Source organism: Planococcus sp. PAMC 21323 (assembly GCF_000785555.1).
GTDB lineage: Bacteria > Bacillota > Bacilli > Bacillales_A > Planococcaceae > Planococcus.
This window is the reverse complement of record NZ_CP009129.1, coordinates 3,173,201-3,196,500: the sequence shown is the minus strand read 5'-3', so window position 1 is coordinate 3,196,500 and position 23,300 is coordinate 3,173,201. Positions and strand designations below refer to the sequence as shown.

Here is a 23,300-nt window from a genome sequence, read left to right as displayed (position 1 = left end):
AAAAAAAGCCGTTACCGGAATCGGTAACGACTTTCTTGAATTGCCCAGCGACGTCTTACTCTCACAGGGGGAAACCCCCAACTACCATCGGCGCAAAAGAGCTTAACTGCCGTGTTCGGGATGGGAACGGGTGTGGCCTCTTTGCCATCATCACTGGACTATTTGGTTGAGTGCTTGTTCACTCAAAACTGGATAAACGACATTGGAACGTGCAAGATTTTCGCCTACAATTTGTTGGTTAAGTCCTCGATCGATTAGTATTCGTCAGCTGCACGTGTCGCCACGCTTCCACCTCGAACCTATCTACCTCATCGTCTTTGAGGGATCTTACTTGCTTGCGCAATGGGAAATCTCATCTTGAGGGGGGCTTCGTGCTTAGATGCTTTCAGCACTTATCCCGGCCACACATAGCTACCCAGCGATGCCCTTGGCAGAACAACTGGTACACCAGCGGTGTGTCCATCCCGGTCCTCTCGTACTAAGGACAGCTCCTCTCAAATTTCCTGCGCCCGCGACGGATAGGGACCGAACTGTCTCACGACGTTCTGAACCCAGCTCGCGTACCGCTTTAATGGGCGAACAGCCCAACCCTTGGGACCGACTACAGCCCCAGGATGCGATGAGCCGACATCGAGGTGCCAAACCTCCCCGTCGATGTGGACTCTTGGGGGAGATAAGCCTGTTATCCCCGGGGTAGCTTTTATCCGTTGAGCGATGGCCCTTCCATGCGGAACCACCGGATCACTAAGCCCGTCTTTCGACCCTGCTCGACATGTACGTCTCGCAGTCAAGCTCCCTTCTGCCTTTACACTCTACGAATGATTTCCAACCATTCTGAGGGAACCTTTGGGCGCCTCCGTTACTCTTTAGGAGGCGACCGCCCCAGTCAAACTGCCCGCCTGACACTGTCTCCCAAGCCGATCAGGCTTGTGGGTTAGAATTTCAATACAACCAGGGTAGTATCCCACTGACGCCTCCTCCGAAGCTGGCGCTCCGGAATCTCAGGCTCCTACCTATCCTGTACAAGTTGCACCAAAATTCAATATCAGGCTACAGTAAAGCTCCACGGGGTCTTTCCGTCCTGTCGCGGGTAACCTGCATCTTCACAGGTACTATAATTTCACCGAGTCTCTCGTTGAGACAGTGCCCAGATCGTTACGCCTTTCGTGCGGGTCGGAACTTACCCGACAAGGAATTTCGCTACCTTAGGACCGTTATAGTTACGGCCGCCGTTTACTGGGGCTTCAATTCGCACCTTCGCTTGCGCTAAGCACTCCTCTTAACCTTCCAGCACCGGGCAGGCGTCAGCCCCTATACGTCACCTTACGGTTTTGCAGAGACCTGTGTTTTTGCTAAACAGTCGCCTGGGCCTATTCACTGCGGCTCTCTCGGGCTATTCACCCTACCAGAGCACCCCTTCTCCCGAAGTTACGGGGTCATTTTGCCGAGTTCCTTAACGAGAGTTCACTCGCTCACCTTAGAATTCTCTTCTCGCCTACCTGTGTCGGTTTGCGGTACGGGCACCTCCCGCCTCGCTAGAGGCTTTTCTTGGCAGTGTGAAATCAGGGACTCTAAGGGTAAACCCTCTTGCCATCACAGCTCAACGTATCAGGAATGGGATTTGCCTCATTCCACGCCTCACTGCTTGGACGTGCACAACCAACGGCACGCTCTCCTTATCCTTCTGCGTCCCCCCATTGCTCAAACGGCGGGGAGGTGGTACAGGAATATCAACCTGTTGTCCATCGTCTACGCCTATCGGCCTCGACTTAGGTCCCGACTAACCCTGAGCGGACGAGCCTTCCTCAGGAAACCTTAGGCATTCGGTGGACGGGATTCTCACCCGTCTTTCGTTACTCATACCGGCATTCTCACTTCTAAGCGCTCCACCAGTCCTTCCGGTCTGACTTCTACGCCCTTAGAACGCTCTCCTACCACGGATCTCTTACGAGATCCATCCACAGCTTCGGTAATCCGTTTAGCCCCGGTACATTTTCGGCGCAGTGTCACTCGACCAGTGAGCTATTACGCACTCTTTAAATGATGGCTGCTTCTAAGCCAACATCCTGGTTGTCTAAGCAACGCCACATCCTTTTCCACTTAACGGATATTTGGGGACCTTAGCTGGTGGTCTGGGCTGTTTCCCTCTTGACTACGGATCTTATCACTCGCAGTCTGACTCCCAAGCATAAATCACTGGCATTCGGAGTTTGTCTGAATTCGGTAACCCGGGATGGGCCCCTAGTCCAAACAGTGCTCTACCTCCAGGATTCTCTATCTTGAGGCTAGCCCTAAAGCTATTTCGGAGAGAACCAGCTATCTCCAGGTTCGATTGGAATTTCTCCGCTACCCACACCTCATCCCCGCACTTTTCAACGTGCGTGGGTTCGGGCCTCCAGTAAGTGTTACCTTACCTTCACCCTGGACATGGGTAGATCACCTGGTTTCGGGTCTACAACTACATACTCTGGCGCCCTATTCAGACTCGCTTTCGCTGCGGCTCCGCCTTCTCAGCTTAACCTTGCATGTAATCGTAACTCGCCGGTTCATTCTACAAAAGGCACGCCATCACCCATTAACGGGCTTTGACTACTTGTAGGCACACGGTTTCAGGATCTATTTCACTCCCCTTCCGGGGTGCTTTTCACCTTTCCCTCACGGTACTGGTTCACTATCGGTCACTAGGAAGTATTTAGCCTTGGGAGATGGTCCTCCCAGATTCCGACGGAATTTCACGTGTTCCGCCGTACTCAGGATCCACTCTGGAGGGGTAGGGTTTTCGGCTACGGGGCTGTTACCCGCTGTGGCGGACCGTTCCAGGTCGCTTCGCCTAATCCTACCTTTTGTAACTCCGTATAGAGTGTCCTACAACCCCAAGAGGCAAGCCTCTTGGTTTGGGCTGATCCCGTTTCGCTCGCCGCTACTCAGGGAATCGCATTTGCTTTCTCTTCCTCCAGGTACTTAGATGTTTCAGTTCCCTGGGTCTGCCTTCTCATGTGCTATAGATTCACACATGGATACTACCCGATTAAAGGTAGTGGGTTCCCCCATTCGGAAATCTCCGGATCATCGCTCACTTACAGCTCCCCGAAGCATATCGGTGTTAGTGCCGTCCTTCTTCGGCTCCTAGTGCCAAGGCATCCACCGTGCGCCCTTTCTAACTTAACCAATGGTTAATTAAAAAGTTGTGACCAATGGTCACGCGTACTTGAATTTCTTGCATTTGTTTCAATGTCGTTTTATCCAGTTTTCAAAGAACAAGTTTGAAAGTCACAAAAAAAGGCGTTGCCGCCTGAAGGTGAACCTTCAAAACTGAACGCAAAACGTCAACCCCGAGAAAACTCGGTTCCGAATTTATCCTTAGAAAGGAGGTGATCCAGCCGCACCTTCCGATACGGCTACCTTGTTACGACTTCACCCCAATCATCTGTCCCACCTTCGGCGGCTGGCTCCACAAGGGTTACCTCACCGACTTCGGGTGTTACAAACTCTCGTGGTGTGACGGGCGGTGTGTACAAGGCCCGGGAACGTATTCACCGTGGCATGCTGATCCACGATTACTAGCGATTCCGGCTTCATGCAGGCGAGTTGCAGCCTACAATCCGAACTGAGAACGGTTTTATGGGATTGGCTCCCCCTCGCGGGTTGGCAACCCTTTGTACCGTCCATTGTAGCACGTGTGTAGCCCAGGTCATAAGGGGCATGATGATTTGACGTCATCCCCACCTTCCTCCGGTTTGTCACCGGCAGTCACCTTAGAGTGCCCAACTGAATGCTGGCAACTAAGATCAAGGGTTGCGCTCGTTGCGGGACTTAACCCAACATCTCACGACACGAGCTGACGACAACCATGCACCACCTGTCACCACTGTCCCCGAAGGGAAAAGTGTATCTCTACACCGGGCAGTGGGATGTCAAGACCTGGTAAGGTTCTTCGCGTTGCTTCGAATTAAACCACATGCTCCACCGCTTGTGCGGGCCCCCGTCAATTCCTTTGAGTTTCAGCCTTGCGGCCGTACTCCCCAGGCGGAGTGCTTAATGCGTTAGCTGCAGCACTAAGGGGCGGAAACCCCCTAACACTTAGCACTCATCGTTTACGGCGTGGACTACCAGGGTATCTAATCCTGTTTGCTCCCCACGCTTTCGCGCCTCAGCGTCAGTTACAGACCAGAAAGTCGCCTTCGCCACTGGTGTTCCTCCACATCTCTACGCATTTCACCGCTACACATGGAATTCCACTTTCCTCTTCTGCACTCAAGTTCTCCAGTTTCCAATGACCCTCCACGGTTGAGCCGTGGGCTTTCACATCAGACTTAAAGAACCGCCTGCGCGCGCTTTACGCCCAATAATTCCGGACAACGCTTGCCACCTACGTATTACCGCGGCTGCTGGCACGTAGTTAGCCGTGGCTTTCTGGTGAGGTACCGTCAAGGTACCAGTAGTTACTTGGTACTTGTTCTTCCCTCACAACAGAGTTTTACGATCCGAAAACCTTCGTCACTCACGCGGCGTTGCTCCGTCAGACTTTCGTCCATTGCGGAAGATTCCCTACTGCTGCCTCCCGTAGGAGTCTGGGCCGTGTCTCAGTCCCAGTGTGGCCGATCACCCTCTCAGGTCGGCTACGCATCGTCGCCTTGGTAGGCCATTACCCCACCAACTAGCTAATGCGCCGCGGGCCCATCCTGCAGTGACAGCCGAAACCGTCTTTCCGTGCAGCCTCAGGAGAGGCCGCAAACTATTCGGTATTAGCACCGGTTTCCCGGAGTTATCCCGATCTGCAGGGCAGGTTGCCCACGTGTTACTCACCCGTCCGCCGCTAAACAATGGGAGCAAGCTCCCAAAGTTCCGCTCGACTTGCATGTATTAGGCACGCCGCCAGCGTTCGTCCTGAGCCAGGATCAAACTCTCCATTATAGAGTAGTGTTGATTGCTCAATACTGCTGGCGTATCGCCGTCCGAAGACGCACGATTCGCTTTGATCTGCGTAAGGCTGATCAGTAAGTTTTGCGCGGGCCGTTTTGCGCGACCGTTGCTATTTGTTGACGTTTTGCTGTTCAGTTTTCAAGGTTCAAATCGTTTACCGCTTAATGTCACGGCGACTTTTCAATATTACCAACTTCTTTTTAGGAAGTCAACTACTTTCCACTTTTTGTTTCTTCGTGTTTTTTATTATGAAAAACGCGACAAGAAGTAGTATAGCACCATTAAAAAAATGACACAAGTATTTTTTTAAAAAAATACCGATTCAACGATCTTGGACCGTTAAATCAGCATTCTTTTTTACCCACTTATTCTTTTGGACGCATTTGCGGGAACAACAAAACATCTCTAATAGATGAGGAATTAGTTAACAACATAATTAATCGGTCGATACCAATTCCTAATCCACCTGTTGGTGGCAATCCATATTCCAAAGCTTCAATGAAATCTTCATCCATTTCATGAGCTTCATCGTTGCCTTCAGCTTTTTCAACCAACTGTGCTTCAAAGCGCTGACGTTGATCAATTGGATCGTTTAACTCTGTAAATGCATTTGCATGCTCACGGCGCACGATAAACAATTCGAAACGATCAGTAAAGCGTTCATCTTCTGGATTCTTCTTAGCTAAAGGTGAAATTTCAACCGGGTGGCCGAAAATAAAAGTTGGTTGAACTAGTTGCTCTTCTACCTTTTGCTCAAAGAACTCATTCAAGATATGCCCGACTTCCATTGTAGATTTAATTTCAATACCGTGTTCTTTCGCTAATGTTTGAGCTTCTTCTTTAGTCATACGCTCCCAGAAGTCTACACCTGTGTATTCTTTAACAGCATCAGCCATATGCAGTCGTTTCCACCCTACAGCCAAGTCAATTTGATCTTCTCCATATTGTACTGTAGTAGTTCCTAGAACTTCTTGTGCAATATGAGCGACTAAGTTTTCCGTAAGTGCCATGATGTCATTATAATCTGCATAAGCTTCATATAATTCTAACATCGTGAATTCAGGGTTATGCCGAGTCGAGATTCCTTCATTTCGGAAGACACGCCCAATTTCGTAAACCTTCTCTAAGCCGCCTACGATTAATCGTTTTAAGTGCAACTCAATCGCAATTCGGATATATAACTCCATATCCAAAGCATTGTGGTGTGTAATGAACGGTTTTGCAGCCGCTCCTCCCGCAATTGAATGAAGCATTGGAGTTTCGACTTCCAAGAATCCTTCATTATCCAAATAACGACGCATCGATTGGATAATTCGGCTACGTAGAATAAATGTCTCTTTGCTTTCGTCACTTGTAAGCAAGTCTAAATAACGCTGACGGTAACGTTGCTCTACGTCTTTTAGGCCATGGAATTTTTCCGGTAACGGACGTAATGCTTTTGTAAGGAATTCTACTTCTTTTGCTTTAATAGATAATTCCCCTACATTTGTTTTAAAAACAGTTCCTTTAATCCCTAAAATATCTCCTAGGTCGACTGTATTATAAAATTCGTAAGCATCATCGCCAATTGCATCTTTACGAACATAAATTTGAATTTGACCTTTTAAGTCTTGAACATGCGCGAATCCAGCTTTCCCTTTCCCACGCTTCGTCATTACTCGTCCAGCAATAACTACTTCATGAGATGCTTCTTCAAGCTCTTCTTTAGAAAGTTCTCCGTATTGCTCAATGATTTCTTGAGACAAGTGAGTCCGCTCGAAGCGACCACCAAACGGATCCATTCCGTTATCTCGGAAGTTTTGCATTTTTTGGCGCCTAACTAATAACTGATCATTTAATTCTTCTGACATACCCTACACTCCTTTATCTGTTTAACACTCAATCTCATTCATGTATTTCTCTATTGTACACAATTTCTTACCATACTACATAAAAAAGCTGCCACGAATTTGTGGCAGCTTTACGTTCCACTAATTAATAACGCGTTAACTTCAATTACAAATCCGTTTGTACGCCCTGCAAAAACGCTTCAACATCATTATAAGTTTTCCATAAACGAACACCTTCTGCCTCAAAGTTGTCCACTGCTTTAAATTCCGGATTTACTTCGAGTAACGGCACAACTACAAAGGCTCTCTCATCCATTCGCGGATGCGGCACAATAAGCCTGTCGTTTTGAATGTTATCTCGGTTATACAATAAAATATCAAGGTCTATTGTCCTCGGGCCCCACCTAACGAGACGTTTACGATTTAAGTTTTGCTCAATTTCTTGGCACACATCCAATAAAGCAAATGCATCTAATTTTGTTTCAAGTTGAACGACCATGTTTAGAAAGGGATCCTGCTCTGTAAATCCTACTGGATCTGTTTCGTAGAGAGAGGAAATACGTGTAACTATAATAGATGGAGATTTTGAGAGTTGTGATACAGCTTGTTTTAACATCTCGAGGCGATTCCCCATATTAGAACCTAGTGACAAGTAACTTTGGTTCATACGAACTTTCCTCGCGTTAAGTCAATTGCTACAGATTTGTAGTGACCAGGAATTGGTGGATCCGGTTTGATTAGCTGCACGCGAATGCCCTTTACTAAAGGAAATTCAGCTAGAATTCGGTTGGCTACACTTTCCGCTACAGCTTCCACTAATTTCTTCGGTGCTCCTTCGACGATTGAACGGCAAGCTTCATAGACTTCTCCGTAATGCACTGTATGTTCTAAAGCGTCCGTCTCTCCAGCTTGCTGAAGGTCCACTGCCAATGAAACCGTCATGCGGAATCGTTGACCTAATTTTGTTTCTTCAGGGAATACACCGTGATATCCATAAAACTCCATATCGTTTACGTGAATAAAATCCATTATTTCTCCTCCTTGTATGGGCGCTTGCCCGTTAACGCGTCCATCATTCGGACTGTGCGTACCGTTTCTTTCACATCATGAACGCGGACGATATTGCAACCTTGGTTAATGCCGTAACAAATTGTTGCGAGTGAACCTTCTAGTCGCTCTTCTACGGTTGTATTTAAAATTTTGCCAATGAACGACTTTCTAGAGGTACCAAGAAGTACCGGATATCCCAACTCAGTTATTCGCTCAATCAACTGGATTGCTTGAAGGTTTTGCTCTACCGATTTAGCAAACCCAACCCCAGGGTCTAGCCAAATGTTTTCTTGTGGTACTCCAGCAGAAAGAGCGATTTCAATACTTTCCGTAAGATCTTTCAATACATCCTCTTGAAAATTCGAATAAGCTGTATTGTTTCGGTTATGCATTAAGATGATCGGCACATTCCATTTCACTGCGACATTCGCAATCTCCGAATCATATTTAGCTCCCCAAATATCATTGATTATGTGAGCTCCTGCGGCAATTGCTGCTTCTGCAACACGTGATTTATAAGTATCAACAGAAATTAATACATCGAACTTTTGGCGCAAAGCCTTGATGACAGGAACAATCCGTTCGATTTCTTCTTTATCTGAAATTTGCACGTGGCCAGGACGTGTGGATTCGCCACCTACATCGATAATGTCCACACCGTTGGCAATCATTTGCTCAGCATGTATCAGCGCTTGTTGCACTCCGCTATACTTGCCGCCATCAGAAAAAGAATCAGGCGTAACATTTAATATGCCCATAACGAGCGTTTTATCTTTAAAGTTGATTTCCATAGAATTCACCGTCCAACCATTCGAATATGTATCATTAAGCCGCCTTTATCTTACCTTATTTAAACTGGTAGTTTCCATAAAAAAAGAGCAGGCGTGATGCCCGCTCTTTTTAATCGCTCAATCAGATTCGTCAAATTGGTATAGTGGCGTACTCAAGTAACGCTCCCCGTTAGACGGAATGATCGCTAATACTTTTTTACCTTTGCCTAAACGTTTAGCGACTTGAAGCGCTGCATAAATAGCTGCTCCCGAAGAAACGCCTCCTAGAATACCTTCTTCACGAGCCACTTGACGCGCTGTATCATACGACTGATCGCTCGTTACTTGAATAATTTCATCATACACTTTGGTGTCGAGTACAGCAGGTATAAAGCCAGCTCCAATTCCTTGGATTTTGTGAGGTCCTGGCTTACAACCTGATAATATTGCTGAATCAGCAGGCTCTACTGCGACGATGCTAATTTCAGGATATTTTTCTTTCAATACTTGGCCAGCCCCTGTAATCGTTCCACCTGTACCAATTCCCGAAACAAATGCATCTAATTGATCACCCATTGTTTCAATGATTTCTGGACCAGTTGTTAACCGATGAATTTCAGGATTTGCTTCGTTATTAAACTGTTGCGGCATAAACCAACCATGTTCCGCTGCATTTTTCTCAGCAGTTTTAATAGCCCCATTCGGACCGTTAATGCCTTCTGAACCTGGAGTTAAAATCAATTCAGCTCCATAAGCACGCAATAATTGGCGACGTTCCATACTCATTGTATCTGGCATAACTAAAACAGATTTATAGCCTTTTGCTGCCGCAATCATTGCCAAACCAATTCCTGTGTTACCACTCGTCGGCTCGATAATTGTATCGCCTTCTTTTAAATCTCCAGACTTTTCAGCCGCTTCAATCATCGATAATGCAATTCTATCTTTCACGCTACTGCCCGGATTGAAGTACTCTAATTTCAAATAAACGTCTGCATCTTCAGGACCTGTTAACCGATTTAATTTCACAATTGGTGTTTGCCCTATTAAATCGGTGATCGAATTACCTACACGCGCCATTTTCACCACTCCTAATCCCTAGTATTTTTGTCGACTTTAATGAAGCTAATGTTATCAATATCGCGGACCTTTTGTCAAATTGCATGAATTCATAAAAAATAGACGTTTCATAGCGAAACGCCTAAGAGTTGTTTATTCTCCGTAAAACCACTCAGCGTCAAACTCTTGCCAGAAAGCTTCAGGAGTAACAGCTTGTGGTAATTGTTCAAGTGCTAGCTCGCGGTTAATATGACCGGCTACATCTTCATAAGAAAATGTTTGGCCATCTACTTTTTCTGTAACGGAAATAATGGCAGTTTTGCCGTTTTCCAGTGGCAATGGCGAAGACCATCCACCAACTTCTACTTTTGAAACAGCTTTAGCAATGTTTGCATCTACACCTGGCTCGCCATTAGATATATAACCAATATCTCCGCCAAGATTACCTGTCGCACTGTCAATGGATCGTTCACGAGCAGTTGCTTCGAACGAAGAACCTTTTTCAAGTTCTTTGATGGTTTCTTCTGCTTCTGCTGATGAATTTAGAACAATGATACGTGTCCGGTATGAATCTTTAACGTCATATAGCGATTCGTTATCGTCATAAAATGCTTTAATCTCTTCTTTTTCAACGACAATATCTTTAGTTAGTACTTTTTCTAAAATTAATTGAGCTTTTATTTTTTCGCGTTGACGTGCATCGTCTACAGCATATAATGCCGCTTCCGTACCATCTCGCGATGAACGCAGGAGCGCTAACTCTAAATCAATTTCTTTGTCACTGACTTCAATTCCATAATCTTTAGCTGCCGTGGCCATTACTTTTTCATTGACTAACTCTAATAATGCTTCGCGGCCGTGCTGCTCTTCCATAGAAGCTAACCACTCTTCTCGCGTGATTGCTTCACCGCTGACAGAAGCCACTTTTTCCGCTTTGCCCGTATCATTTGGTATTAACCAAGCAATAAACCACAAAATATTAATTAATAACAATACCCCAATGACTATTAGCACCGGTTTGGTTTTTAAATGTCGTTTAGGCTTGACTGTACCTGCCGGTGGCACAGGTCGCCGATTATTATAACTGGAGCTCATTGATAAACGTCTCGAGTTCCTCTTTAGAATAATGATACGTTTCCAAACAGAAATGACATTGCGCTTCCGCCATTCCATCTTCATCGATCATGTCTTGAATTTCTTTTTTTCCAAGTCCAAGAATAGCCGTCGCAAAACGATCTTTAGAACAATTGCAGTCAAAATGTACCGGCATTTTATCAAGAATTTGAATATTTTCTTTTCCAAGTACTGCTTCAAGAATTTCTTCTGGTGTTAATCCACGCTGAATCATATGAGAAACAGGTTCAATACCAGAAAGACGTTCTTCAATTTTCGTAATGGTTTCGTCGTCCGTATTTGGCATCAATTGAATGACAAAACCACCAGCCGCCAAAATTGAGTTGTCTGTATCCACTAAAACACCAAGCCCTACTGATGAAGGTACTTGTTCTGAAGTCGCAAAATAATAAGTGAAATCTTCCGCAATTTCTCCTGAAACAATCGGTGTTTGACCTGTAAAATTATCGCGCATCCCTAAATCTTTAACAACTGACATCATGCCGTTTGTCCCAACTGCCCGACTAACATCTAGTTTGCCTTGTGCGTTTAAGTCAAAATGAGTTTGCGGATTAGAAACATAACCGCGTACGCCACCTTTAGCATTGCTATCCACTAGCAATGCACCAATAGGTCCGCCACCTTCAAACTTAACTGTTACTTTATCATCGCCTTTTAGCATAGCGCCAAGCATTACGCCACCTGTCATCGCTCGTCCTAATGCGGCTGACGCAGTTGGCCACATCATATGACGACGTTGCGCTTCTCCTACTGCTTTTGTGCTATCTACTGCAAATGCACGAACACTCCCATTAAAACCGAGGCCGCGAACTAAATAATCTGACACATCTATCGTTCCTTTCTTTACGCTTGATTGCGTTTGTAAATTAAATACAGTCCTTTTAACGTTAATAAAGGATCTACATAATCAATAATGGTTGTTTCATTAGCAATCAAAGAAGCCATACCGCCAGTTGCAATAACTGTCGGTTTTTCTTTACTGTCTTTTTTCATGCGCCCAACAATTCCTTCTACTTGACCAACGTAACCATATACAATACCAGCTTGCATAGCGGAAACCGTGTTTTTACCAACCACATGTTCTGGTGTGGTGATTTCAATGCGCGGAAGTTTAGCAGCACGAGCGTACAACGCCTCTGTTGAAATGTTAATACCGGGAGCAATGGCGCCTCCCATGTATTGTTGCTTTTCATTAATATAACAGAAAGTATTGGCAGTGCCAAAATCCACAATGATTAATGGACTTCCGTATTCATGAATGGCTGCAACCGTGTTGACGATTCTGTCAGCACCCACTTCACGAGGATTATCATACTTAATATTTAAACCCGTTTTAACACCTGGACCGACAATCAAAGGATTTACTTTAAAATACTTTTGGCACATCCGCTCTAATATAGAAACAATCGGCGGAACAACAGACGACATAATAATCCCTGTTACCGACGAAAAACTTAAATCAACATCTTGAAGAAATGATTTAATTTGTATTCCGTACTCGTCTTCTGTTTTATGGCGAAGCGTTTCCATACGCCAATGGTGCATTAATTGGTCCTGGTCATATACACCAAGGACAATACTTGTATTTCCAGCGTCCATTACTAAAATCATCATTTAGCCTCACTTATTGACGAATTTCCAAAACATCATACCACAATTAAGAGAAAGCAAAAAGCTGATCGCCTTCCCCTTTGAAAGGGAATGGGCAACCAGCTCGTTACTCTTATTATTTACGCTTTTCGTCGATCGAATCTCCTACTGAGTCCGTTTGAGCGTCTTCTGTCGGCAAGTCTCCTGCTGAAGGATCAGCTGGAGCACCTACTGCTTCTGAAGCGTCACTGTCTTTTTTCAGATCTGGTTTGCTTTCGTCTCCGAAATCACCATTTAATGTTTCGTAATCTCTTACAGGAAGCGTACCATGATCTTTCAAATGCATAATTTGACCTGCATCTAATGTTTCCACTTCAAGCAATGTAGTCGCGATCAATTCAAGAAGTTCTTTCTTCTCAGTCAGAATTTCTTTCGTGCGAATATACTGCTCTTTAATAATACGTTGCATTTCCTGATCAATTTCAAAAGCAATAGCATCTGAATAATTTTGTTCAGAGTTAAAGTCACGTCCTAAGAATACGTTACCGCCTTGTGCCGTACCGAATTGAACAGGACCGATTTTGTCACTCATGCCGTATTCCGTTACCATGCTGCGGGCAATTGCCGTTGCACGTTGGAAATCGTTATGAGCGCCCGTTGATACTTCGCCGAACATGATGTCTTCTGCTACACGTCCGCCTAGTAATCCGGAAATCTTATCAAGTAATTCAGGTTTTGTCATAAAGTAACGATCTTCTTTTGGTAGCATAACCGCATAGCCGCCAGCTTGTCCGCGAGGAACGATTGTTACTTTGTGAACTGTTTCAGCATCATCAAGCGTTAACCCGATAACTGTATGACCCGCTTCGTGGAATGCCACGATATTGCGCTCTTTTTTCGAGATGACACGATTTTTCTTAGCAGGACCTGCAATAACACGGTCAGACGCTTCGTCAAGATCGGACATATCAATTTTGAGTTTGCTACGACGAGCTGCGACAAGAGCTGCTTCGTTTAGCAAGTTCTCTAAATCAGCTCCTGAGAATCCAGGCGTACGCTGAGCAATGGCTTTTAAATCAACATTTTCGTCTAATGGCTTGTTGCGCGCGTGAACCTTCAGAACTTCTTCACGGCCTTTAACATCTGGACGACCTACAGTAATCTGACGGTCAAAACGTCCTGGACGAAGCAAAGCCGGATCCAGAATGTCCGGACGGTTAGTTGCGGCAATAATAATAACGCCTTCGTTTGCACCAAAGCCATCCATTTCAACCAATAGTTGGTTTAATGTTTGCTCACGTTCATCGTGTCCACCGCCGAGACCAGCGCCACGTTGGCGTCCGACCGCGTCAATTTCATCAATGAAAATGATACAAGGTGCGTTTTTCTTAGCGTTTTCGAACAAATCACGAACTCGTGAAGCCCCGACACCAACAAACATCTCAACAAAGTCCGAACCACTAATAGAGAAGAAAGGAACGCCTGCTTCTCCAGCAACAGCACGAGCTAGTAAAGTTTTACCAGTACCCGGAGGTCCAACAAGTAAAATACCTTTTGGAATACGAGCGCCAATGTCTGCGAATCTACGCGGATCTTTCAAGAAATCAACAACTTCTACAAGTTCTTGTTTCTCTTCATCTGCTCCAGCTACATCATTAAAGCGAACTTTTTGTTTTTGATCATCATATAACTTCGCTTTACTTTTACCAAAGTTCATCACACGGCCGCCTCCGCCGCCTTGTGATTGATTAAGTAAGAAGAAGAAAAGGATGAAAATAATGATGAACGGAATGATTCCTGTGAAAAATGAAACCCAACCACTTGTTTGTGGAGCTTTCAAATATTCAACTTCAACACCATTTTGTGCTTTTGCAACGGCTTGAATTTCAGCAGTTAATGCATCGTTTTCTAATGGAATGTTCGTTACAAAAGATTGACCGTCTTCATATCCAGTCATTTTCCCTGTCACTTCATAAACCATTGCATCCGGTTGGATCGTTACTTCTTCAATCTTGCCTTCTTCAAGTGCAGTTAAAAAATCATTATATCCTATATTTTCAGTCGGCTGGTTACTATTGTTAAAGGTACCCAGAATCCCGATAATAACTAGGAAAATCAGTAAATAAAATATGGTGTATCGAAATATCCGATTCATCCCGCGCCTCCTCATAAAGTTTCCCTAAAACTAAACTAAATACTACCATAGGTACATTTCAGCATACAACGAAAAGGCCTTATTTTCGCTGTTAAATTGATAGACTGTGAACGATCGTTGTCTATTCTTCTTCCCCACTATAAATCGCAGGCTTCAAAATTCCGATATACGGTAAATTCCGATATCTTTCTGCGTAATCCAAACCGTATCCAACAACAAATGCATCCGGTACTTCAAAGCCAACGTAATCGGCTTTCAAGTCTACTTTTCGCCCTGTCGGTTTATCCAATAATGTGACAATCTTAATTGAATTTGCTTTGCGGTACTTGAACAGGTCCACTAAATAGCTAAGTGTCATCCCACTATCAATGATATCTTCAATGATTAGTAGATCGCGTCCTTCGACACTTGCATTCAAATCTTTTACAATTTTAACTTCTCCAGAAGAAACAGTTGCATTGCCATAACTTGAAACATCCATGAAATCCATTTCAACAAACCCATCAATACGTTTCATCAAATCTCCCATGAATGGCATTGCACCTTTTAAAACGCCGATAGCCAGTGGATATTTACCTTTATAATCCTCTGTTAACGTCGCTCCTAGTTCACGTGCTTTGTCCTGCAATTGTTCTTCGCTAATTAATATTTCTTTAATGTCATTTTGTAGCATGGTGGACCTCCTAGTATTCCTTGTTTTCATTTTATAAATTTTGTTCAATTAGTACCCAATTGTCTCCATCGCGCTTTTGGCGGCTAACGAGGGCGGATGCTCGTATGCCTGGCACTAATAAAAGTTCGTTTTCGTCAGTCGTGATGACAGGCCAACTTTCTCTCTTAGGCACAGGAATTTTTTCATCAATCATTAAACGCGACAGTTTTTTTGGATGGTTCATCCCAGCGAGCAGAATCCGGTCACCCGGTTTTCGGCTTCGCAAAAAGAAACTGGCGTTTTCAGGTGCTTGAAAATACCATGTGGCAGCATTTTCTATTTGTTCTTGTCGAGCAGTTGGCATCACTTTATACTGGCGTCCCTGATAAATAGGCGTCCAGTTTTCGGTAATGATACTAGATGTCGGTTCAGTCACTGTTTCTTGCGATTGACGACTGAGCAAAACCTCGTCGTATTGGCGAATCGCTATATAATTTTGCGGCAAATGTAAAAAAACAGTGCCCGATGAACTTTGCAGCATTTCTTGCATTTGTTCAACCAGCTGTCTCGTTAACGGAACTTGCTTCGGATTATATAGATAGTTTAATAGTAGTAGAACCATTCTTTTTTGTAAAGCGTGCGCTTCAACTCTGAAACTTTTGGCAGATAAAATAATTTCTTCATTTTCCACCTTAATGATTCGCGCTACTTTTTGTTCGGCTAATTCTTGTAAAAACTGTTGATCTTGTTGCATGTCTTCTGCAAGTTCCACGAAATTTTGAGAAACACGATCATTCTCTTCTTTTAAAAGCGGTAAAACATGTTGCCGCAAACGATTCCGTGTATATGCAGCTTCTGCATTGCTCGAGTCTTCTCGGTATAGAATGTCCTGCACTTTTGCATATGCCGCAATTTGATCTTTCACTACCGCCAACTGCGGACGAATTAAATAACCTCTTCCAAAAGGGCGAATTGTTCGCATGCCAAATGATCCGTCTTGCAAACTGCCTCTTAGCCCTGACATCAGGATGGTTTCGAGCTGATCGTCTGCGTGATGGGCCGTCGCAAATTTAGTGGCACCGGTTTGATCCATCACTTCTAGAAAATAAGCGTAGCGTTCAGTTCGACATAGTTGTTGCTTATTGCCGCCTTTTTTTTCTAAAATCTCCGGAATGGGAATCGCTCGACTAAAGCATTTAATCCCCCATTGTTTTGCTTTTTCTTCCGTGAACAGACGATCTTCACGGGATTCTTCGCCCCTTAACATATGATCTACATGAACGGCTGCGACTGAAATACCCAGTTCGTTCTTTATAGAATTCAGAAAATAGAGCAAGACCATCGAGTCAATTCCTCCTGAACAACCAACGAGTACGTTGTCTCCAGCTTCCAACAGTTTGTGCTCCTTGATATACTGCATCATTAATGTTTGAAAATTCTCCATTACTCTCTCACCTGCTTACTCTCTATATTGAAATTCTGTTGAAATTTTTTTGAATTGCAATTGACAGACGCATTTATCAATAGTATGCTATTAAATGTTCGTTTAAACAAGGCGGCGTAGCTCAGCTGGCTAGAGCGTACGGTTCATACCCGTGAGGTCGGGGGTTCGATCCCCTCTGCCGCCATTATAGTTCCACAAAAGCAGCGTCCTTTAAGGGCACTGCTTTTTTTATTGCGGAAAATAAATACTCAAAAAAAACGCTTCTCAAATTGAGAAGCGTTTCATTTATAAATTTCAAGCTGTAGTGAAGCATTTCCCTATACTATTAAAACAGCTAGCAAGTTAGCCTCTTTTTGCCCCTCGGCCGCCACGTTTTGATTCAGTCGCGCGCTTTAAGGTCGTCATGTTTTCTTCGCTGTCTTTCAAGAACTTCGCCATTTTTGTTTCAAAGTTCTCTTTTGGAGCGCGATCAAATGAACGATTGTTGCTTGGGCGTGGTCGTTGTGGTCGTTCTGTGCCGCCTTCTGGTTGTGGCTTCGCTTTACGAATTGAAAGCCCAATCTTTCCGTCTGCTTCTACATTCATGACTTTCACTTCTACCATTTCGCCAACTTTAAGATGATCGTTAATATCCTTAACGTAGTTGTCGGCTACTTCACTTATATGCACGAGGCCTGTTGCACCAGTTGGAAGCTGAACAAATGCTCCAAAGTTTGTAATACCTGTGACTTTACCTTCTAACTTGCTGCCTACTTCAATCGACATAAAAAAAATGCTCCTCCTTAAAATTAAAGGTGACTCTAAATGATATTAGGTCACGCTGTCATTTTGCGGGACTTGTCCCACTTTTTATTATAACCATCAAAAAAAGAGTGTCAACTGACTACTCTTTTTCTGATGGCTTTTCTTTATCTTTTTTTTCATCATGTGGCGTAGTAAAAATGATTTCTCCTTCTTCTGATAAGAAATAATCTTTGCGCGCTAATTTAGCCAAATATTCTTCATCATTCAGTAGCAAAATTTGTTCTTCTAGCTGATTTTGTTGCTTTTCCACTTTTTCAAGCTCTAACAGCGCTTCTTCACGAAGCTGCGCTTTTTCAGAAATGGTTTGTGTTTGCGCATAAATAGTTGACCCAATCCAAATAGTTGCCATCAAAACCACGAACCCAAATACTGCCAACCTTCTCATTAATCGTACTTTATGAGCAGATTTACGCTTTTCTTCGATTTCAACCGAACGGACATAGTCATTGCGAATTGAGGTGACTTCGCGCTTATCAGCTTTGTTATCTCTCTTCAAACTCATGACCCGCTCTCCCTTCATACTAACTTTGTCATTATTATACATGAAAAGCTTTGAGAAGATAAGCGTTTTCAATAATTTTCCCTTTTTTCACTTCTTTCTTCAATAAGGACTTATTACCTTTATTCATTTTATCATAAAAATACAGTTGACTTAATTTTTATACAGACATATAATACTAATCATTATCTTTCTACTTACAAAACATAGGATTTATCGGATAAATAAAAATAACCAACTTATAAATATGCATTATAAATGAATAAAGTAAGGGGTGGGAAAATGTCAGGAGTCATCACACTATCAAATGGAAAAACATTTAAAGGTCAGTGGCACGGTAAAGCTTCTGCTATTCAAGGAGAAATTGTCTTTTTCACAGGCATGACCGGTTATGAAGAAGTTTTAACAGATCCATCGTATAAAGGACAAATCGTCGTGTTTTCCTATCCTTTAATTGGACAATATGGAATCGAATCGCTTTATGCACAATCAGATCTTATTCAAGCGGCTGGAATTATAGTTGCGAACTTATATGAAGGACCTCTTTGCAAAGATGCCATTTCACTCGCTGAGTTTGCCGATACCCACCACATACCAATTTTAAGCGGTGTTGATACGCGCTCTATTATCCAAAGCATTCGCGATTCCGGTACGATGCAATCGCAATTGCTACACAACACTTTGTCCGAACTAGCTTGGGAATCCGTGCAAACACATTTTTTCCTTGCTACTCAATCAGATCAAGAACTCCAAACCATCGGAACTGGTATGACACATATTGGCTTGATTGATTTTCATTATAAGTCGTCCATTTTAAAACAATTGTTATTACTCGATTGCAAAGTAACCATTATTCCTTATGCAACTTCGACAGAACAGCTGGATCGCTTCGAGCTTGATGGCCTATTATTTTCAAATGGTCCTGGAGACCCCGCAGCTCTCCAATCACTGTTTCCAATCTACCGCGACTGGGCAGAGCGCTATCCGAGTTTCGGTATTTGTCTCGGCCACCAAGTACTGGCTTCTGCGTTTGGTGCGAAAACCGCAAAACTCGCTTATGGCCACCGCGGAGCCAATCACCCTGTAATGAATATGCAGACAAAACGTGTCAGCATGAGTTCACAAAATCATAGCTATGTCGTCGAAAACGATAGCCTTACACAAACACCTTTTTCGGCTCTTTATAAAAACGTCAACGATGACAGTATCGAAGGACTTATTCACGACACTTTACCGATTACCACCGTTCAATTTCATCCAGAAGCAGCACCAGGTCCAACTGACCACCTTGAATTATTCCAACACTTTCTAAACGTAGCCAAGCAGCAAGAAGGAGTGAAAGTCCATGCCTAAGCAACAACAGATAAAAAAAGTATTGGTCATTGGCTCTGGCGCTATTGTCATCGGACAAGCAGCGGAGTTCGATTACTCTGGCACGCAAGCTTGTGTCGCGTTAAAAGAAGAAGGCGTGGAAGTCATCTTAATTAACAATAACCCTGCAACGATTATGACCGATAAATCGATTTCCGATACAGTCTATTTCGAACCACTAACTTTGGATAGCGTCACGGCCATTATCGAAAAAGAACGACCGGATGGATTGCTTGCAACTGTTGGCGGACAAACTGCTTTAAACTTAGCGATGTCTTTATCTGATTCAGGTATTTTAACGAAATATGACGTTACGTTACTTGGTACCGATATGAAAGCCATCAAACAAGCGGAAGATCGTGAACAATTCCGCTCTTTGATGAATCAGCTAGGCGAGCCTGTTCCTGATAGTGATATTATTTATTCAATTGAAGGTGCTTTGGAATTTGCGAATTCTGCGGGCTATCCCCTCATCGTGCGCCCAGCTTATACGCTTGGCGGCTTTGGGGGTGGGATTGCTCAAGATGAAAAAACGTATATCGACTTAGTAAAACAAGGGTTGAGTGCTAGTCCTATTAAGCAATGCTTAGTTGAAATTAGTATCGCGGGCTATAAAGAAATCGAGTACGAGGTAATGCGTGACGCAGACGGCACTTGTATTACGATTTGCAATATGGAAAACTTCGATCCTGTCGGGGTGCATACGGGTGACTCGATTGTCGTGGCGCCTAGTCAAACCTTAAACGATCAAGATTTCCATATGTTACGTAGCTCCTCGATTCATATCATTAAAGCGCTTGGCATTATCGGTGCGTGTAATGTGCAGTTCGCCTTGCACCCTGAAACTTCGGCTTATTATTTAATCGAAGTTAACCCGCGCGTCAGTCGCTCTTCTGCTCTCGCTTCAAAAGCAACTGGTTATCCGATTGCTAAAATTGCGGCGAAGTTGGCACTTGGCTATCAATTAGCCGAATTAAAAAACCCAGTGACGGGTACAACATTTGCTAGTTTTGAACCAGCGCTTGATTATGTAGCAGTGAAAATTCCGCGTTGGCCGTTTGATCAATTCCCGCAAATCGAGCGAAAGCTTGGCACACAAATGAAAGCTACTGGTGAAGTGATGGCGATTGAACGCAGCATGGAAGCGGCAATGCAAAAAGCGATTCGTTCACTCGAGTTACCAATTGATGGCTTCCGCTTACCCGCTCTTAACCAGTTATCGACAGAAAGTTTATGCGAATTAGCTATCGAAGCAGATGATCGCCGCCTATTCGTACTTTTCGAGTTATTGGTTCGTGGCAAGTCGATTGATTTTTTACACGGCCTCACTGGCATTACCCCCTACTTCTTATGGGTGATGAACAATATCGTTGAAGAATGGCAGAAACTTCAACAAACCGATTGGAACAATATGACACGCGCACGTTTACTTCAGGCGAAGACTTTAGGTTTTAGCGATCAGCAATTAGCGGATTTATGGAATGTCTCTTGCTCTGAAGTTTGGGGACAACGCAGGCTTTGGCAAGTAACTCCTGCATATCGCATGATCGATACGTGCGCTGCTGAGTTTTCGTCAAATACCAATTATTTTTATTCGAGTTGGCAAGGTGCTTCAGATCTTATTCGACCTCATCACAAGAAAAAAGTAGCGGTCATTGGATCGGGGCCAATTCGTATTGGTCAAGGTATCGAATTTGATTATTGTTGCGTTCATAGTGTTTTAGCCGCTCAAAAATTGGGCTATGAAGCGATTATGATCAATAACAATCCTGAAACTGTTAGTACTGATTATGAAATAGCAGACGCGCTGTATTTTGAGCCAATTACACCAGAAGATATTTTGAATGTCTTGGACTTTGAAGGCATCAATCAAGTTATTCTCCAATTTGGCGGACAAACTTCACTAAATGTAGCGGCTGCTTTGGAAAGCGCAGGCATTACAGTTCTCGGCTCAACAGTTGATTTACTAGATCAAATGGAAGACCGTGATCGTTTTTACGCATTTTTGGAATCTATCGGCTTACCAACCATTCCAGGTAAAACAGCACTTAATGCCGCTGACGTGATGCCAGCAGCTCACTCACTCGGCTTCCCGGTGTTATTGCGCCCTTCTTATGTCATCGGTGGGCGCGGCATGCTTGTGTTAGCAAATGAGAAAGAATTAACTGACTGGTTGCAACAAACGACAATGGCATTCCCTGTATTGGTTGATCATTTTGTTACTGGTAAGGAAGTTGAAGCGGACATTTTGACAGATGGTGAAAATGTTTGGGTATCAGCTATTTTCGAACACGTTGAAGGAACTGGTGTTCATTCGGGTGATAGCATCTCGATTACCCCACCGGTCTCATTATCAGAACGCGCGTTGCAAGAACTAACTGAAACAGCGAAACACATTGCCAAAAACATGGACTATACAGGCTTATTTAATATCCAATTTGTTTACGAAGGCGACCAATTATTCGTCATGGAAATCAACCCGCGGGCTTCACGTACCGCTCCAATCAGCTCAAAAATAACGGATGTACCACTTGTGAAACACGCTACAGCTTTATTATTAGGTGTACCGTTCGAAGAACTTGCCATTGAAGAAAGTTTCAACGGACAACCTGAATATACCGTAAAAGCTCCGGTTTTCTCGCATATTAAATTGCCAGGCTTGTCTCCTGTACTGTCACCCGAAATGATGTCGACAGGTGAAGTGATTGGATCTAGTTCAGATTTAGATTTGGCGTTAGCAAAAGCGCTAGTCGGTGCTTCTGTTCAATTGGCTGACCTAACGACAGGCGGAACATTGTTTGTCGCAGAATCATCAATTGATCAAGTCGACAGCGCTTTATGGAAAACGCTTGGACACGAGCTTGTCACTAGAAGCACTCAGTCTTTTGACGACTGGTTACAAACAGAAAATAAAAAAGCATATATCGATTTTTCTCCTGACCCGGACAGTACAAATGCTAAGCAGGCCGCAATCCACCGTCTTCACGTGTGGACACGCTTTGAAACGATGGCTGCGTTTAACGGCGGCTTTACATCTACCTTATTCCCGAAAGGAGTGCTTGCAAAATGACGATGACGATTCCATTTGCCCCATCGATTGTTCAAGAAGACTTTTTGTCGCTAAAAGATTACAGCACAACTGAATTGATGGATTTACTGAATCTAGCGATTGAATTGAAAAAACCAGAAAACAAACAGTTGCCATTGTTAAAAGGAAAAGTACTCGGAATGATTTTCGAAAAATCTTCTACTCGTACGCGCGTTTCATTTGAAGCGGGAATGCTTCAGCTTGGAGGTCACGCTATGTTTTTGAGTTCGCAAGATACGCAACTCGGACGCGGTGAAACCATTGCCGATACGGGACGGGTTTTATCCGGTTATTTGGACGGGTTGATGATTCGTACATATCACCAATCAACAGTTCAAGAACTAGCAGATTCTAGCTCTATTCCGGTCATCAATGGCTTAACAGACGATTATCACCCATGCCAAGTGATGGCTGATTTAATGACGATGCTCGAGCATTTCGGCACCTTAAAAGGTAAGAAAATGGCCTATATTGGAGACGGCAATAATATGGCCAATTCGTTAATGATTGGCGCAGCTAAAGTTGGCATGGACATTAGCATTGCTTCACCTGCCGCCTATGCCCCGACACCAGAAATGGTTGCTTTAGCAAAAGATATTGCACAATACACAGGTTCGACTATTGAAATTACGGATAGTCCGGAAAAAGCGGTAATGGGCAGTGATGCTGTTTATACAGACGTTTGGGCGAGCATGGGGCAAGAACAAGAAACCATTGAGCGCCTCGAACATTTCCAAGGATTTCAAGTAAACGAAGAACTCATTAAACATGCCAATCCTGACTTTATCTTTATGCATTGTCTGCCTGCTCATCGCGAGGAAGAAGTGACTACCGCTATTTTAGAAGGCTCTCATTCGGTCATTTTCCAGCAATCTGAAAACCGTTTGCACGCACAAAAAGCTGTGCTTGTGGCATTAATGGGAGATAAATAA

The 23,300-nt window shown here is 43.8% G+C and carries 16 protein-coding genes, 1 tRNA gene and 3 rRNA genes; 4 read left to right on the top strand and 16 right to left on the bottom strand.

Annotation, left to right across the window (positions count from 1 at the left end; translation table 11 throughout):
- Window positions 1-42: 42 nt before the first annotated feature.
- From rrf to tilS, 14 genes are all read right to left on the bottom strand, one after another.
- Window positions 43-158: ribosomal RNA gene (gene rrf / locus PLANO_RS15630) — 5S ribosomal RNA — on the bottom strand.
- Between the two features lie 76 nt (window positions 159-234).
- A 23S ribosomal RNA gene (locus tag PLANO_RS15625) occupies window positions 235-3,168 on the bottom strand.
- Between the two features lie 196 nt (window positions 3,169-3,364).
- Window positions 3,365-4,914 (bottom strand): 16S ribosomal RNA (locus PLANO_RS15620).
- Together the 16S, 23S and 5S rRNA genes form the textbook arrangement of a ribosomal RNA operon.
- A gap of 374 nt (window positions 4,915-5,288) precedes the next feature.
- Window positions 5,289-6,773 carry a lysine--tRNA ligase gene (gene lysS / locus PLANO_RS15615; RefSeq protein WP_038705324.1) on the bottom strand — a complete coding sequence of 495 codons (1,485 nt, stop codon included), beginning with the start codon at window positions 6,771-6,773 and terminating at the stop codon, window positions 5,289-5,291.
- Window positions 6,774-6,918: 145 nt separating this feature from the next.
- Entirely contained in the window at window positions 6,919-7,419 is a 501-nt protein-coding gene (gene folK / locus PLANO_RS15610) for a 2-amino-4-hydroxy-6-hydroxymethyldihydropteridine diphosphokinase (RefSeq protein WP_038705323.1), read from the bottom strand.
- Window positions 7,416-7,781, bottom strand: a complete 366-nt coding sequence (gene folB / locus PLANO_RS15605) for a dihydroneopterin aldolase (protein ID WP_038705322.1) — start codon at window positions 7,779-7,781, stop codon at window positions 7,416-7,418. Before folB ends, folK begins: the two co-directional genes overlap by 4 nt.
- The gene (gene folP / locus PLANO_RS15600; RefSeq protein ID WP_038705321.1) at window positions 7,781-8,593 is read right to left on the bottom strand and encodes a dihydropteroate synthase; all 813 of its coding nucleotides are present in this window, start codon (window positions 8,591-8,593) and stop codon (window positions 7,781-7,783) included. Before folP ends, folB begins: the two co-directional genes overlap by 1 nt.
- A 117-nt stretch (window positions 8,594-8,710) precedes the next feature.
- Window positions 8,711-9,652 (bottom strand): cysteine synthase A, encoded by a 942-nt coding sequence (gene cysK, locus PLANO_RS15595; RefSeq protein WP_038705320.1) that lies wholly within the window; start codon window positions 9,650-9,652, stop codon window positions 8,711-8,713.
- Between the two features lie 132 nt (window positions 9,653-9,784).
- Window positions 9,785-10,726: a peptidyl-prolyl cis-trans isomerase gene (locus tag PLANO_RS15590; protein ID WP_038705319.1), complete on the bottom strand. Its 942-nt coding sequence runs from the start codon at window positions 10,724-10,726 to the stop codon at window positions 9,785-9,787.
- Window positions 10,710-11,591, bottom strand: coding sequence for an Hsp33 family molecular chaperone HslO (hslO, locus tag PLANO_RS15585; protein ID WP_038705318.1), 882 nt, complete (start codon window positions 11,589-11,591; stop codon window positions 10,710-10,712). Before hslO ends, PLANO_RS15590 begins: the two co-directional genes overlap by 17 nt.
- Before the next feature lie 17 nt (window positions 11,592-11,608).
- Window positions 11,609-12,376: a type III pantothenate kinase gene (locus PLANO_RS15580; protein WP_038705317.1), complete on the bottom strand. Its 768-nt coding sequence runs from the start codon at window positions 12,374-12,376 to the stop codon at window positions 11,609-11,611.
- 115 nt (window positions 12,377-12,491) lie between these two features.
- The gene (ftsH, locus tag PLANO_RS15575; RefSeq protein WP_038705316.1) at window positions 12,492-14,510 is read right to left on the bottom strand and encodes an ATP-dependent zinc metalloprotease FtsH; all 2,019 of its coding nucleotides are present in this window, start codon (window positions 14,508-14,510) and stop codon (window positions 12,492-12,494) included.
- A gap of 121 nt (window positions 14,511-14,631) precedes the next feature.
- On the bottom strand, window positions 14,632-15,183 hold the full coding sequence (gene hpt, locus PLANO_RS15570; RefSeq protein ID WP_038705315.1) for a hypoxanthine phosphoribosyltransferase: 552 nt from the start codon (window positions 15,181-15,183) through the stop codon (window positions 14,632-14,634).
- A 31-nt stretch (window positions 15,184-15,214) separates the two neighbouring features.
- Entirely contained in the window at window positions 15,215-16,606 is a 1,392-nt protein-coding gene (gene tilS / locus PLANO_RS15565; protein ID WP_038705314.1) for a tRNA lysidine(34) synthetase TilS, read from the bottom strand.
- A 110-nt stretch (window positions 16,607-16,716) separates the two neighbouring features.
- Between tilS and PLANO_RS15560 the strand changes: the two genes are divergently transcribed.
- A tRNA-Met gene (locus tag PLANO_RS15560) sits at window positions 16,717-16,790 on the top strand.
- 158 nt (window positions 16,791-16,948) lie between these two features.
- Here PLANO_RS15560 and PLANO_RS15555 read toward each other — a convergent pair.
- Together PLANO_RS15555 and PLANO_RS15550 are read right to left on the bottom strand one after the other, a co-directional pair.
- Window positions 16,949-17,371, bottom strand: a complete 423-nt coding sequence (locus PLANO_RS15555; protein ID WP_038705313.1) for a S1 domain-containing RNA-binding protein — start codon at window positions 17,369-17,371, stop codon at window positions 16,949-16,951.
- A gap of 118 nt (window positions 17,372-17,489) precedes the next feature.
- On the bottom strand, window positions 17,490-17,912 hold the full coding sequence (locus PLANO_RS15550) for an FtsB family cell division protein (protein WP_038705312.1): 423 nt from the start codon (window positions 17,910-17,912) through the stop codon (window positions 17,490-17,492).
- Between the two features lie 279 nt (window positions 17,913-18,191).
- Between PLANO_RS15550 and PLANO_RS15545 the strand changes: the two genes are divergently transcribed.
- From PLANO_RS15545 to argF, 3 genes are read left to right on the top strand one after another with little or no spacing between them, the layout of a single operon-like run.
- Entirely contained in the window at window positions 18,192-19,262 is a 1,071-nt protein-coding gene (locus PLANO_RS15545) for a carbamoyl phosphate synthase small subunit (RefSeq protein WP_038705311.1), read from the top strand.
- Complete coding sequence (locus PLANO_RS15540) at window positions 19,255-22,350, top strand: carbamoyl-phosphate synthase (glutamine-hydrolyzing) large subunit (protein WP_038705310.1); 3,096 nt, start codon at window positions 19,255-19,257, stop codon at window positions 22,348-22,350. The genes PLANO_RS15545 and PLANO_RS15540 overlap by 8 nt, the downstream gene beginning before the upstream one ends.
- Window positions 22,347-23,300, top strand: coding sequence for an ornithine carbamoyltransferase (gene argF, locus PLANO_RS15535; protein WP_052124348.1), 954 nt, complete (start codon window positions 22,347-22,349; stop codon window positions 23,298-23,300). The genes PLANO_RS15540 and argF overlap by 4 nt, the downstream gene beginning before the upstream one ends.